Origin of the sequence: Colwellia psychrerythraea (genome assembly GCF_000764225.1) — a bacterium.
In the GTDB taxonomy this organism is placed as follows: domain Bacteria; phylum Pseudomonadota; class Gammaproteobacteria; order Enterobacterales; family Alteromonadaceae; genus Colwellia; species Colwellia psychrerythraea_D.
Genome location: NZ_JQED01000029.1, coordinates 119,426 through 133,977 on the forward strand (window position 1 = coordinate 119,426; position 14,552 = coordinate 133,977).

Annotated in this window: 11 protein-coding genes; all 11 read right to left on the reverse strand. The window is 39.0% G+C overall.

What is annotated here, in order from left to right; genetic code table 11:
- Positions 1-2: 2 nt before the first annotated feature.
- Complete coding sequence (locus ND2E_RS10170; protein WP_033094018.1) at positions 3-407, reverse strand: flagellar protein FlaG; 405 nt, start codon at positions 405-407, stop codon at positions 3-5.
- A 189-nt stretch (positions 408-596) separates the two neighbouring features.
- Entirely contained in the window at positions 597-2,117 is a 1,521-nt protein-coding gene (locus ND2E_RS10165; RefSeq protein WP_033094019.1) for a flagellin, read from the reverse strand.
- A 429-nt stretch (positions 2,118-2,546) separates the two neighbouring features.
- Positions 2,547-4,070, reverse strand: a complete 1,524-nt coding sequence (locus tag ND2E_RS10160; protein WP_033094020.1) for a flagellin — start codon at positions 4,068-4,070, stop codon at positions 2,547-2,549.
- Between the two features lie 200 nt (positions 4,071-4,270).
- Complete coding sequence (gene flgL, locus ND2E_RS10155) at positions 4,271-5,509, reverse strand: flagellar hook-associated protein FlgL (protein WP_033094021.1); 1,239 nt, start codon at positions 5,507-5,509, stop codon at positions 4,271-4,273.
- A 9-nt stretch (positions 5,510-5,518) separates the two neighbouring features.
- Positions 5,519-7,510 (reverse strand): flagellar hook-associated protein FlgK, encoded by a 1,992-nt coding sequence (gene flgK, locus ND2E_RS10150; protein WP_033094022.1) that lies wholly within the window; start codon positions 7,508-7,510, stop codon positions 5,519-5,521.
- A gap of 200 nt (positions 7,511-7,710) precedes the next feature.
- Positions 7,711-8,850, reverse strand: a complete 1,140-nt coding sequence (gene flgJ, locus ND2E_RS10145) for a flagellar assembly peptidoglycan hydrolase FlgJ (RefSeq protein WP_033094023.1) — start codon at positions 8,848-8,850, stop codon at positions 7,711-7,713.
- Positions 8,851-9,221: 371 nt separating this feature from the next.
- Entirely contained in the window at positions 9,222-10,313 is a 1,092-nt protein-coding gene (locus tag ND2E_RS10140) for a flagellar basal body P-ring protein FlgI (RefSeq protein ID WP_033094024.1), read from the reverse strand.
- A gap of 87 nt (positions 10,314-10,400) precedes the next feature.
- The gene (gene flgH / locus ND2E_RS10135) at positions 10,401-11,111 is read right to left on the reverse strand and encodes a flagellar basal body L-ring protein FlgH (RefSeq protein ID WP_081962043.1); all 711 of its coding nucleotides are present in this window, start codon (positions 11,109-11,111) and stop codon (positions 10,401-10,403) included.
- A gap of 35 nt (positions 11,112-11,146) precedes the next feature.
- Complete coding sequence (gene flgG / locus ND2E_RS10130) at positions 11,147-11,935, reverse strand: flagellar basal-body rod protein FlgG (RefSeq protein WP_033094025.1); 789 nt, start codon at positions 11,933-11,935, stop codon at positions 11,147-11,149.
- 75 nt (positions 11,936-12,010) lie between these two features.
- Complete coding sequence (gene flgF, locus ND2E_RS10125) at positions 12,011-12,754, reverse strand: flagellar basal-body rod protein FlgF (protein ID WP_033094026.1); 744 nt, start codon at positions 12,752-12,754, stop codon at positions 12,011-12,013.
- A 219-nt stretch (positions 12,755-12,973) separates the two neighbouring features.
- Complete coding sequence (locus ND2E_RS10120; RefSeq protein ID WP_033094027.1) at positions 12,974-14,467, reverse strand: flagellar hook protein FlgE; 1,494 nt, start codon at positions 14,465-14,467, stop codon at positions 12,974-12,976.
- Between the last annotated feature and the right edge of the window lie 85 nt (positions 14,468-14,552).

Sequence of the window (14,552 nt, forward strand, 5' to 3'; positions counted from 1 at the left end):
AATTAGACTTTCGCGTCAACAAAACCACCGACCATATCTGATAGCTTAGCCACTAAGGTCAAGACTTCTTCTGATGGATATTGCTTGACGAGGTCACCACTACTTTTATCGATCACTTTAATGACATCACGGCCAGAGTCTTTATCGACTGAAAACTCTAAACCACGGTTCATTTCACCAACAAAATCCTGCAATTGTTGCGCCACTTTTTCAAGTTGTTGTGGTGTTAATACCGCTTGATTTGCAGCTAAATCCTTTTCATTCTTATTATCGACTTGATCTTTTTCGTTTACTAAGTGCTGTTCAATTTTAATATTATTCACTGGTACCGTTGAATCAGCAGTTTTTTGAAATTCTGAAGTTAAGTTAGCCAAATTAACATCAGCTCTATTTTCTATAACACTCATCATAGACTCCTTATGTCATTTCAACAGCTGATTTAGACTAATGAGAGGTATTATCTAAACATGAAATAACTAATATTAATAAACAATTAATTAAACACAAAAAGGAAGAGGTTTAATAGCCCCTTCCTTTTATTTGTTTTAGGCTGGACCTAAGCTACTTTATTTTAGCATTAAGCCTAAACCTCGTAATTAACCAATTAAACTTAATGCAGCTTGTGGTAACTGATTTGCTTGCGCTAAAATTGACGTACCGGCTTGTTGCAATATTTGGTTTTTCGTCATTTGCGCTGTTTCCACTGCGAAATCAGTATCTTGAATACGACTACGTGACGCTGATACGTTTTCTGCGATATTTGCTAAGTTAGTAATGGTGTGACCAAAACGGTTTTGCAAAGCACCTAAGTCTGCACGACTGTTATCAATTTGCGCTAACGCACTATCAATAATAGCTAATGCATCTTGTGAGCCATCAATCGTAGATAAATCAACAGTATCAACATTAATAAGCGCTGAAGTATTCGTATTTGTATCTGCGGCTAAGGTTGTGCCACTTGCAGTAGCAGAGAATGTTGCATCAGAAGACAGTCTTACTGTACCTGCGAAAGTAGCAGATACCGCTTCACCTGCAGCTGCATTATCAGCACCAGTATCATCTTCTAATGTCATACCTGTTGTTTCGGCAACGCCTGACGCATCAAGTGCATACGCCTCAATAGTTCCGCCATCAACACCGCCATTAATTGCCACATTAGTAATTTTAATATCATCACCATCTGAGTCAGACATTATTAAATCACCAGCATCATCAATGGTTGCCGTTACACCAGTTGAAGAAGACTTGTCATTAATCGCTGCAGCCATTGATGTCATATCTGTAGAGCTAGCATTAGCTGAAACAGTTTGACCATTTAAATCAAAAGAAAATGTACCTCCAGCACTTAATGTACTTGTGTCTAATTTAACACCTGTTTTAGCCGTGGCAGTAACACCTGTTGCACTTTTCTCTGCATTTATTGATTCTGCTGCAGTTTTAGCACTGTCGTTAGCGTTAACGGTAATTGTTTTAGGTACTAAACCATTAATATCAATAGTACCTGTAGCACCATTACCCGGTGCAGCCGCACCAGCTGTTGCAGCACCAACACTTTGACCAAAACCTCCAGGTACACCCTCTGCAGCTTTTAAGTCAATCTGTCTAGCACCTATTTGGTCAGCACTAATGTCACCAAGTGACATAGAGATACTTTCATTGGAATTAGATCCAACCTGAAATGCTTTGGTACCAAAAGAACCATCAAGTAATTTTTGGCCACCAAAAGAGGTAGTTTCAGCGATACGTGTTAACTCAGTTTGTAATGCAGAAACTTCTTTTTGTAGAGCTTGACGATCTGAATCAGCATTTGAACCATTGGCAGATTGTAATGCTAATTCACGCATACGTTGTAATATATCGGTAGAAGACTGCATTGCACCCTCTGCCGTTTGTGCCATTGAAATGCCATCATTAGCATTTCGCTGTGCAACGCCTAAGCCATTTATTTGTGAGGTCATACGGTTAGCTATTTGTAAGCCCGCCGCATCATCTTTAGCGCTGTTAATACGCATACCTGATGATAAACGTTGCATAGACTCTTGTAAGCCAGCACCGGATTTAGTTAAATTACGTTGTGCATTTAAAGACGCGGTATTTGTTACTACTGATATAGCCATGTTAAAACTCCTGCTTACAAAAAAATGTAATGTTAATTAGTTAGTAGATTTTGGAACTATCAGTAGCGCATCAAGTTCCCGTTCTACACACCTTAACGGCAGCAAAAAAATTAACTTTAATCTTTTTTACAAAAAACTTTTAAAAGAATTTAAAATAACAAATTAAAGCGGCACCAGCCTTAACTCAACTATAAATGCAACGAATTCAATAACTCATTTAGTCTCGAGTTTTTCCAACGTAAAGACATCCCCTTGACTAAGCAAGCAACTAACTAGACATTTGACATATTTGGGTAATTTTAGCAGGTAAGTGACACCCAAATAAAAAGGCTGAATGATTACTCATCCAGCCTTTTACTATTTTGTCTTCTGTTTCAAACCTTTATTTTTTAATTTGACTTTCTTTTATAGAAAGGATTAGCACTAAAACTAACCACCAATTAAACTAATAGCTGCTTGTGGTATTTGGTTTGCTTGCGCTAAAATTGAAGTACCGGCTTGTTGCAATATTTGGTTTTTCGTCATTTGTGCTGTTTCTACCGCAAAATCAGTATCTTGAATTCGGCTACGTGACGCTGATACGTTTTCTGAGATATTCGCTAAGTTATTAATGGTATGACTAAAGCGGTTTTGTATTGCACCTAAGCTTGCTCGACTGTTATCAATTTGCGCTAACGCACTATCAATAATAGCTAATGCATCTTGTGAGCCATCAATCGTAGATAAATCAACAGTATCAACATTAATAAGCGCTGAAGTATTCGTATTTGTATCTGCGGCTAAGGTTGTACCACTTGCAGTAGCAGAGAATGTTGCATCAGAAGACAGTCTTACTGTACCTGCGAAAGTAGCAGATACCGCTTCACCTGCAGCTGCATTATCAGCACCAGTATCATCTTCTAATGTCATACCTGTTGTTTCGGCAACGCCTGACGCATCAAGTGCATACGCCTCAATAGTTCCGCCATCAACACCGCCATTAATTGCCACATTAGTAATTTTAATATCATCACCATCTGAGTCAGACATTATTAAATCACCAGCATCATCAATGGTTGCCGTTACACCAGTTGAAGAAGACTTGTCATTAATCGCTGCAGCCATTGATGTCATATCTGTAGAGCTAGCATTAGCTGAAACAGTTTGACCATTTAAATCAAAAGAAAATGTACCTCCAGCACTTAATGTACTTGTGTCTAATTTAACACCTGTTTTAGCCGTGGCAGTAACACCTGTTGCACTTTTCTCTGCATTTATTGATTCTGCTGCAGTTTTAGCACTGTCGTTAGCGTTAACGGTAATTGTTTTAGGTACTAAACCATTAATATCAATAGTACCTGTAGCACCATTACCCGGTGCAGCCGCACCAGCTGTTGCAGCACCAACACTTTGACCAAAACCTCCAGGTACACCCTCTGCAGCTTTTAAGTCAATCTGTCTAGCACCTATTTGGTCAGCACTAATGTCACCAAGTGACATAGAGATACTTTCATTGGAATTAGATCCAACCTGAAATGCTTTGGTACCAAAAGAACCATCAAGTAATTTTTGGCCACCAAAAGAGGTAGTTTCAGCGATACGTGTTAACTCAGTTTGTAATGCAGAAACTTCTTTTTGTAGAGCTTGACGATCTGAATCAGCATTTGAACCATTGGCAGATTGTAATGCTAATTCACGCATACGTTGTAATATATCGGTAGAAGACTGCATTGCACCCTCTGCCGTTTGTGCCATTGAAATGCCATCATTAGCATTTCGCTGTGCAACGCCTAAGCCGTTTATCTGCGAGGTCATACGATTTGAAATCTGTAAACCTGCAGCATCATCTTTTGCGCTGTTAATGCGCATACCTGATGACAATCGCTGCATTGACGTAGATAAACCTTCGCCCGATTTAGTTAAATTACGTTGCGCATTTAACGACGCGGTATTGGTTATTACTGATAAAGCCATAATAGTGCTCCTAATGCTTACATTTACTTGTGTTATTAGAAGCTTGTTAAAGCAAGCCTCTTCTCTTTACGATTAAAAAATGCCATGGATAGTTTTCTTAATTTCTAGTGACATTTTTTTGTTGTTTGGTTTATTACTTTGTTCTCAAATATTAACAAAGCATAAAAGGTGCCATGTTTTAAAATGACAACAGCTCTTATTTATATATAATTAAATAAAGTCAAGCCTTGCACTTTGCTAAATGCTTGTTGTGAGGCCTGTAAAGCGATTTTCGATTGCTCAAACTGTGATATTGCTTTAGCAAAGTCGAGATCTTCAATATTTGCTTTTCCTGTCGAAATACTCAGCTCAGAATCTAGGTGTCGACTCTCTTGACTCTCAAGTACTTGCAGGCGAACACCCGCATCTACCTGTCTTGAAGTCATATGAGATGTGGCAGTACTAAGTTGATCTAATATGGAGTTATAATTTACTTGGTGTTGCTCAGTATTGGTTGAAACAACCCCTTGCTCCATCCAGGAAATGGCATCACTAACAACATCAAAAATACTAATCTCAGCTTGCTCATTTATAGTAAAACTTTCACCCGGCAATGGATTGCCGCTTAAGGTAACATCAATACCGTCAAAGGAAATGGTTTGCCCTGCTACATATGGGGCAGGAAGTGTTGGCAGTACAGGGAATACCGTAGCACCTCCGCCGTCGGTAACTGTCAAATCATTTGTTATTGGATCGGTGGTAAAAGTGTGTGGACCTGTGCTTGTGTTATAGGCACCTCTGTCAATTATGTTGGCACTTTCAACAGCGACGCCAGAGGTATTAGCATTAAGGGCTGTAGCGTTTGGTGGATAACTCACACTAAAATCGCCTATGGCATTATCTACTTTCATAAAAGCAGCGTCGCCCGTTTGATTGGTTGGTATTTTTATATTTTTTGCTATTTGTAACTCTCTAACGCCAGAGTCGCCACTATAGGTAACACTACCGTCAACTTGTTGACTAAAAGGCTGTTGTTCAGTTTGATAACCAGAGAAAATATAGTCACCATTTTCATTTTGACTGTTTGCTAAATCGAATAATTGATCTAAGTTATTTCTAGTTTCTTTGGCTATAGCTTGTAAATCTTCACTAGACATGGCGCCATTATTTGCTTTTAACATCTGCTCTTTTATTTTATTGAAAATATCCTCAGCATTAGAAAAAGCAACCTCTTGCAAGCTATTGTGGCTTTCTGCTTGAGTGATATTACGCTTATATTTTTCAATATTCGCTAAATCATCTTTATAGCCAGCCAATGTGCCATAAGATACCGCATCATCTTTAGCCGTTAAGACACGCTTACCACTGGTTAAATAGGCCATTTGCTCATTAACATCTGAGGTTTTGCTGCTCATTTGTTGAGAGCTTTGTAAGTAAAACTGTGCTGTCGATACGCGCATAAAAATTCCTTACCTTACTGCTGATAAGATAGTGTCAAAAAGTGTATTAGCGGTAGATATAATTTGTGAAGCTGCCTGATATGCTTGTTGATATTTCAATAAATTGGCAGCCTCTTCATCAAGATTAACGCCGGAAGTTGCTTGGTTACGATTGTACGCTTGCGTAAATAGTGCCTGTGCTGTATCAGCTGTTAAATTTGCATTACTCGCTTTTGAACCAACAACAGAGGTTGAAACTGCTAAACTTTTACTAAAGGTCTCCTTACCACCATTAGTCACACCTTCTTCCTGTGTTTTAGCCATTGCAACTGCATGATTACCATTACCAACACCAAAAGCATTGCCTAATGTGAAGGTTTCTCTCGCATTTGTACCTGCTCCCGAAAGATCACCTTTGATTTCAATTTGAAAATCAGGGGTGCCTGATGGGATATCGATAACAGCACTTGAGCCAGCTGCATAACTACCTGTGGCAATCGATGGTGCTGGAGGGGGGGTCGCCGTATTAAAAACGCGATAGCTGAAAGTACCTGGTGCACTTTCATATACATCAACTGTCACATCATAAGCTTTAGCTGCTTCAGGATTAGTAACATTAGTTATCTCTACTTTTCCATCACTGACGTTATTACTTGATGGGGTAACTCCAATTGCGGTGCTGGCAGCAATAGCATTACCATCAGTTAACGTGGTCTCCATTAAGGCTGCACTATTTTTGGTTGGTACAATGGAGAAGGTATCACCCGCCTGAAGTGGTCCGGTGCTTGTTTCGACAAATGAAAAACCTAGATCAGGCGAAGGTGTATGGGTACCGCTAGGCGCACCTGGAGGCCCTAGGTTTTCACTGGTACCTGACGTTAGGTTGTTCAACATAAAGTTTGTACCATCGAAACGGATTTCATACTCATCAGTTGTTAACTTAGAGACATCTGTAATAGTAATTTGTGCTTGTGTATTACCGCTATTATCTGAGTGCTGTAATACCCTGCCTTGTTGTAGCTGCGTACTATTAATATCAGTAAAGATATTGGCACCTTGAAGTGCATTCAAATCTAAGCCGCTCGCTTGACTGTCATTCAAGGTAGAGGATATCGCCATAGCTAAACGGTCTATTTCAGTACGAGTTTGGCTTAAGTGCTCATCTCTAAATTCGAAACTTGCAGCCAATGATCCACCTAAAGCTGAACCATTAAGTGCAACACTACTACTACCACTGACTAATCTTAATTCGGTTTGTTGGGCGTCAGGATCACCTGCATCAACTTGCAGTGTCATAGGGGTTATACCAGCAACAAGTGTTGTACCTTGACCAATCATAACCGTCATAACGTTATTGGCATCTTTTACCGTGGTTACCCGAGTATATTCACTTAACTCACCTACGAGTTGATCACGTTTATCAAGTAAATCATTAGGTTGCCCTGCTTGCGTCGGGCTTTGTGACTGCATTATAGTTTCATTAATTTTGGCAAGCTCTTTTGATATTTCAGAAACTCTATTAGCTACTTGTTCGATTTCCCCATTAATTGACTTGTTCATATTGTCAAAGTTTTTAGCTAACTCATTAAAATCATTGCTCAGCACATTAGCTTGATTAAGTACTATGCTCCGAAGCCCTGAGTCATTAGGATTATCAGCAACACCATTAAGTGCTTGGTAAAACTTATCTAATGAACCAACAACGGCATTGCCTGAAGTAGACATTACTTGATCAAGTTGCGTTAAACGCGCATGAAGTGAGTCAGCATTACCTAAGTTACTTTGATTCATCAATTGCTCTTTATGAGAAAATTGATCATAAAGACGCGTGATGTCTTGAATATAAGTACCACCACCAATATAGTTATTGCCATTATTAAGACCGACCGCCGCATTTTGGTCTGCACGTTGGCGGTTATAACCGTCAGTATTTACATTGGAGATATTGTTACCGGTTGTCGCCAGCTGTTGTTGAGCAGCTAATAGGCCACTAACACCGGTTTGGTACAAACTCACTGACATAATATTCTCTCCGATAACAAAGCATACGGGTAAGCAGTCAACCAATATTTAGTTGTATGCTTGCTATAAATAATGTTTCATGAAAGGTTGTAGCTATAAAACTTTATGCCCGCCTAATGGCGCAACCCTTCCCTAAAATACTCAAATAACTTACTAAATTAGTTTACTGAGCCGGTTTACATAGCCTAGTTAATGGCTATTTATTTAACTAAAAGGTTTGTAACAGTTTTCAACGTGCCTAAAATTTTATCAGCGTATTGAGGATCTGTTGCGTAACCTGCTTTTTGTAAACCTTGCAGGAAGTGTTCCACATTGCCTGAATCTTGCAATGCGTCTTGATAGCGTTCGCTAGTGGAAAGGAAATTTATGTAATCATCAACACTATCGCTGAGTGATTGATAAGTTCTAAAAGGCTCTGATTTCTTGATCATAGCACCTTGTTCAAACTCTAAAGTATCTTTAGTAATTTTATCGCCAGCCCAACGGGAGTCGGCTTTAATGTTGAAAAGGTTATTCGAACTGTCGCCATCTTGCTTTTTAATCATTTTTTGTCCCCAACCCGTTTCAAGAGCGGCTTGGGCAATAACAACTTCAAATGGAACACCTAAGGTTTTTTGTACTTTTTGAGCAGGTTCAATTAATGCAGTCACGAAGTCTTTCGGTTCAGTAAAGTTGTGACTTGACAAAGCTGTTGAATTATTGACGCTTTCTGATTGGCCACTAGTTTGTTTCGTTCTTTTTTCAAGCTCTCGGATAGCAAATTGACTTACAGTACTATTCAATTGACCGTTAGATATATGTTGAGCTTGATAGCTACCCGCAAAAGGAATATCTATATCAGGTTTAATTTGATTTTTATCCGCCAGCATTTTTTCTATCAAGGAGTTATGTTGGTTATCTGTACGACTTTGGGTGGCTTTATCATCAGGAGAATTAGCATTGTTAGATACCGCCAAATTTCCATCATTACGTAACACAGAGCTCGGTTTAAAACTCCCATCATCGCCACCGAGTTGCCTAACAATTAGGTCAGTCAAACCTAATGATCCATTAGAAGATAGCTCTACCGCCATTTGTTGGTCATGCATATCGCGATAGAACTTGGTTGATTGAGAGTTAAAGGGACTATCCGACTCCAATACTTCTTGCGCTTTACGCATACTCGACAACAGCATTTTCATAAAAATGCCTTCAAATTGCTGAGCTGCTTCTGTTAAAGCTTCCTTTTTGGCCGCGCCATTTCCAGCTCGTGATTGTTGGCGAATATCATTTAAACCATTGAGATCAAGGGCATTTCGTGCCTGATCATAATTTTGTTTTTGGCTTGAATTGATATCCATTATTTCACTTACCTAAAAATATAATTAATTACTGTTTATACAAGTATCATGCCTATATTATTAATTCAGGTTTTTGCGTGACCGTAACCTTCGAAGTATCTAGTCAAAACCAATCAATTTTTGAAACTGCCCCCCGATTAACACAACTTGAATGACACTCCTCAAGCCTATGTATAAGCACGTAAAACAGTAACTTTGACTTTGACTTTAACTTTAACTTTTGAACGATTAACAATTGTCAGTTCAGTTATTAACGATTTAACTTTAAGTTGTATGACTCAATTTAAAGGAAAAAGCACGGAGTTGACGCTAGTCAATGAGTACTTTTGTCGCCTAAATAGGGTTATACAACGACAAGGTAAATCGTTAATTTAAATAATGACTAACTCACCTCGTATAGCACCAGCTTGATCCAGTGCTTCTAATATAGCCATCACATCACCAGGGCCCGCACCAACTTCATTAATTGCACGAACTAAAGTTTCTAAAGTAACACCTGGTTTGAAGACAAACATTCGAGCATCAGAGTTACTGATGTTTATATCAGACTGGTTGGTCACAACCGTTTCGCCTTCTGCAAACGCATTAGGTTGAGAAACATCTTGAACTTCATTGATGGTGACTGTAATTCCACCATGAGTAATCGCAGCAGCAAGCAAGGTTACTTCTGAGCCAATAACAATAGTCCCGGTACGTGAATTAACTATGATTTTTGCCGCGGGAGATGCAGGTTCAAATTCAAGGTTTTCAAGTACTGACAAAAAACTGACTCGGTCACTAATATCTCGAGGGGCTCTTACTTGTACAGAAGTTGAATCGATTGCTTTGGCCGAGCCTTCAATAAGTTCATTAATAGTGTCAGACAAAAGTTTCGCTGTAGTAAAGTCAGAGTGACGTAAATTGAAGGTAATATGATCGCCAGTAGCAAAGGGAGACTTAACTTCCCGCTCGACAATGCCGCCGTTAGCAATACGACCCACGGTTGGAATATTCACCAAAACTTGGGAGCCATCTAAACCTTGTGCTCCTAGACCACTTACAACTAAAGACCCTTGAGCTACCGCGTAGGCATTGCCATCAATCCCCATTAAAATGGTTTGTAATAACGTACCACCACGTAAACTTTGTGCACTCCCCATACTAGAAACAGTAACATCAATTGTTTGGCCAGGCTTGGTGAAGGCACTTAACTCGGCATGAACAGCAACTGCGGCAACGTTTTTAATTTTAGGTTTTAATTTATCTGGCATAGTAATACCAAAGTTACTTAGCATAGTTTTAAAACTTTGCTCGGTAAACGGGCTTTGTTCACCTGTTCCAGGCAAACCAACCACCAAACCATAACCAATTAATTGGTTTGAGCGTACACCAGCTACATCAGCGAGATCTTTGATACGCTGAGCATTGACTGACAATGAAGTAAAAAAGGAAAAGATGATGAATATATTTATGACAGTTTTCATACTTTAGTACCTTAAACAATACCTTAAACTAAGATCTTTCTTTCAGATCTTAAAACAACAGAAGTCAAAATTTACCGTGTGGTTTAACTAAAATGGCCACCAAGTGCTATTGAAAAACTTAACCAACCAACCTTGTTCATTGGTATCAGCAAAACTACCCGTTCCTGCATATTGAATACGTGCATTAGCGACTTTGTTAGATAAAATAGTATTATTAGAATTAATATCTTTTGAACGAATGACTCCGGTTAAACGAATATACTCATCGCCATTGTTTAGCGTTAACCATTTTTCACCGCGAATCATTAAATTACCATTAGGTAAAACTTTTAGTACGTGCACTGAAATGTTACCGCTTAAACTATTCCCTTGATCAGCTTTAGAGTCACCTTTAAAGTTCGAATCTTGGCTAATGCCAAACTGTAATGACTCACCATTAATGGTAACAGGGGCACCGCCTAAGCCGGTTACCGCATCTAATTTAGTTTCATTTTCTTTTTTCAATTCTGTTTTAGCATTTTTCTTTGCTTGAGTTTTCTCACTCAAAATAACCGAAATGATATCGCCAACGCGGTGTGCTTTAGAGTCAGAATAAATATTATTAACATAATGTGGCTTAAATAATGAACCTGAAGGAACAATACGCTCTTCTTCTTCCTCGGGCATTATTGGCGCAAAGTCAGGATCATTAGGTAGAGCTTTACTTAATTCGACGGTATTACTACAAGCGGTAGTAACAGCAATTAATAAGCTGATTGAAAGTAATTTAATTGTGTTTAGCCTATTGTTATTTTTCATCACTGCCTTCCATTTTTTAGATTACGAAAATAATGCTACATTTGTTGGTTGATATAACTCAGCATTTCATCAACAGCTGATATCACTTTCGAATTCATTTCATAAACACGCTGACTTTCAATTAAATTAACCAACTCTTCCGTGGTATTTACATTAGATGTTTCTAAGGCGCCCTGAACTAAAAGGCCATATCCTTCTAAGCCCGGAACCCCTTCTTGAGGAGCACCACTAACCGCAGTTTCGGTATATAAGTTTTGTCCAATTGATTGAAGCCCTGTCGGGTTAACAAAGTTAGTTAAGTTGATTTGGCCAACAACCGCTGGATCAGGTTGTCCTTGCAGTGTCACTGACACTTCACCATCTTGGGAAACAATAATACTCAAAGCATCTTCTGGAATTGTCACTTGTGGCTGAATCATGTAACCAGCACCAGGAGTGACCATGTTACCTTCATCATCCATAGTAAATTGACCATTACGGCTATACGCTGAACTACCGTCTGGCATCAGTATTTCAAAAAAACCCTCACCTTGAATCATTAAATCAAGGGCGTTATCTGAAGTAATCATGTCACCTTGGGTATGAATTTTTTGAGTAGCAACTACTTTGGTACCAGCACCTAGCATTAAACCGGAAGGTGCTTCCGTATCTTGCGCCGTTCTGCCGCCGGGTTGATTGATATTTTGATAAAGTAAATCTTCAAATACTGCTCGGCTTTTCTTAAAACCAATAGTACTGGCATTTGCTAAATTGTTAGAGATTACCGCAATATCTTTGGTTTGCGCATCTAAGCCTGTTTTACTTATCCATAATGCTGCGTTCATACATCACCTTTAATTGAGTAGTAGCGTTTAGCTAAATTTTTATTTAGGCTAAACATGACTAATAGATTGCTATGCTTAGAAAGCACGTAATAATGAAGAAGCACTTGAATCAATTTCTTCCGCTGTTTTCATCATTTTTAGTTGCATTTCAAACTGACGCTGTAAGGCAATCATGTCTGTCATTTCATTAATAGGGTTTACATTACTCGACTCGAGTGCGCCACCAAGAACATTGACATTAACATCGGCAAATAATTGCCCACCATTTTTCGCACGGAAAAGGCCATCGTTGCCTTTATCAATAAGTCGTGTATCAGGGTTAACCAGCTTTATTCGACCAACTTCCTCTTGAACACTACTAGGTGCACCTTCTGGCTGTACCATAATAGTACCGTCACGAGAAATTTGAATATTGTTAACCGGTAATGGCAAAGTAATCGGTCCGTTCTCACCTATCACTAATTCGCCATCATTAGTCTCTAAAGCACCCGTTTCAGTTAATCGAAAGTGGCCACCTCGCGTATAAGCCTCTTGACCATCTTCTGCTTGAACCGCAAAAAAACCCTCTCCTTCGATAGCCATATCTAAAGAGCGGCCCGTATGGAGGATAGAGCCAGAGTCAAAATTTTGGCTAGCACGTTCTGTCATTGAAAAAACACGAGAAGGTTGTCCTTCGCCAAATGCTTGCATACTTCTAGCTTGTGCTAAATCGGCTTTAAAGCCTGTCGTTTTAGCATTCGCCAAGTTGTTGGCATTAACTGATAAGGCTTGCATGTTTTGTTTAGCGCCACTCATAGCGATATAAAGCAACTTATCCATAGTGTATTTCCAAAAAAGTAAAAGGTTATACCAGGTAAATGCAAATAGAGTGCCAGCTATTATAAATTTTATAGAATGGACAAAGTGTATAAAGATTTTTGAAATTCATGGGCTATCACAACAAAAAAACTGCTAGATAAGTACATTATACTTAACTAGCAGCTTGAATATTTAGAGTAAAATCAGCATTAGCTTGCTAATAAATAACTTATTTTGCTATTACCTAATTTGTAGAATAGTTTGGTTTAGTTGGTTATCAACTTCTAACGCTCTTGAGTTAGCTTGGAAATTTCGCTGAGCCGAAATCAAATCAATTAACTCTGTTGTTAAGTTAACATTCGATTGCTCTAGCGCAGAAGAATTTATAGTACCAAAAGTACCTGAGCCTGCTTCACCAGCAAGTGCTTCACCTGAAACAATACTCTCTTTCCAACTGGTACTACCTATTTGTGACAAACCTTGCTCATTAGCAAAATTTACCATAGCAATGCGAGATAATGGTTGTGAAGTACCATTACTGTATGTTGCTCTTACAAGTCCATCAGCACCGATATCAATACCAGTTAACCTGCCTACCGCTAAACCATCTTGATTTAACGCTGTTACTTCAAAATTTGACGCGAACTGAGTAGGCTCATTTGGGTTAGGGGCCGCGGGGTCTAAATTAAAATCAATTTTCACGGTTTGGGTCGAATCAGCACCGTTTGGTAAGTGGTTGGAAAAATCAACAGTTCTGATGCCACCATTAGCAGGTGATGGTGACTGAGAAATAAAATCACCCGAGGTGTTATAGGTTAAACGCGCCCCTTTAATTCCACTACCACTTTCAGGCGTTGTTGCTGCAATAGCATCGGCCAGCGCTGTTTTTGTTGCATTAAGTGTCGCCAAGTCTGCTGCAGATGGCGCAGGAATGGCATCATAGACACCTTGTGCAGTTGCTACATCAGCAGTTCTAGTAACAACTAAAGCATCAGCTGTTGCCTGAATAGCAGGGTCATCAGCTAAATCAATAGGTTTACCGTCAACAGAGGCAAACATCATCCACTGATTTGGAGCGGTTGCTGGATTATCTTTAACAAAAAAGTAAGTCATTATATGACTATCACCTAATGAATCGAAAATAGTGACTGAGGTAGAGTTATTGAAGGTTAATGGATCTTCCGGATCAAAATTAGTAGGAGCATCAGTAATATAACTATCACCCGCAGGCAAGTTCATTCTCACATCAACTTCACTCGTTTTGGTCGGTGCACCTGATGCAGTAGGTATACGAATAGGCTCTGCAGTACTTAAACTTACTGAAGCAGATGAGCCATCAGGATTGACTGGAAAACCTAAAAGATGACCACCCTGTGAATTCACAACAAAATTATCTGAATTTAGTTGAAACTGACCCGCGCGTGTATAGGAAGTTTCTAAAGAGCCAAGCTCTGGTACGGTCGCAAAAAAGCCATTACCAGTAATCGCTAAATCCAATGCATTATTAGTAAATTGAATACTACCTTGAGAAAATTGCTGGGCAACTTCTGCAGTTAAAACACCATCGCCTACTTTAGTTTTACCCGATGCTAATAAAGATGCCGCATAAACATCAACAAATTCTGCACGAGACTCTTTAAAACCAACGGTATTGACATTAGCAATGTTATTTGATGAAACGTCTAAATCTTTTTGTGCGGCATTTAGCCCGCTTAATGCAATATTAAATGACATAATTTAATCCTCTTAAAATTTGCTATTTGACTTAACACCTGAAACGCTCAAGTCTTGTGCTGTCAGGTAAAGTGTATAATTTTTG

What these genes read in the sequence shown, in the direction of transcription:
- ND2E_RS10170 (WP_033094018.1), bottom strand. Translation starts at nt 407, where the DNA reads ATGAGTGTTATAGAAAATAGAGCTGATGTTAATTTGGCTAACTTAACT.
- ND2E_RS10165 (WP_033094019.1), bottom strand. Translation starts at nt 2,117, where the DNA reads ATGGCTATATCAGTAGTAACAAATACCGCGTCTTTAAATGCACAACGT.
- ND2E_RS10160 (WP_033094020.1), bottom strand. Translation starts at nt 4,070, where the DNA reads ATGGCTTTATCAGTAATAACCAATACCGCGTCGTTAAATGCGCAACGT.
- flgL (WP_033094021.1), bottom strand. Translation starts at nt 5,509, where the DNA reads ATGCGCGTATCGACAGCACAGTTTTACTTACAAAGCTCTCAACAAATG.
- flgK (WP_033094022.1), bottom strand. Translation starts at nt 7,510, where the DNA reads ATGTCAGTGAGTTTGTACCAAACCGGTGTTAGTGGCCTATTAGCTGCT.
- flgJ (WP_033094023.1), bottom strand. Translation starts at nt 8,850, where the DNA reads ATGGATATCAATTCAAGCCAAAAACAAAATTATGATCAGGCACGAAAT.
- ND2E_RS10140 (WP_033094024.1), bottom strand. Translation starts at nt 10,313, where the DNA reads ATGAAAACTGTCATAAATATATTCATCATCTTTTCCTTTTTTACTTCA.
- flgH (WP_081962043.1), bottom strand. Translation starts at nt 11,111, where the DNA reads ATGAAAAATAACAATAGGCTAAACACAATTAAATTACTTTCAATCAGC.
- flgG (WP_033094025.1), bottom strand. Translation starts at nt 11,935, where the DNA reads ATGAACGCAGCATTATGGATAAGTAAAACAGGCTTAGATGCGCAAACC.
- flgF (WP_033094026.1), bottom strand. Translation starts at nt 12,754, where the DNA reads ATGGATAAGTTGCTTTATATCGCTATGAGTGGCGCTAAACAAAACATG.
- ND2E_RS10120 (WP_033094027.1), bottom strand. Translation starts at nt 14,467, where the DNA reads ATGTCATTTAATATTGCATTAAGCGGGCTAAATGCCGCACAAAAAGAT.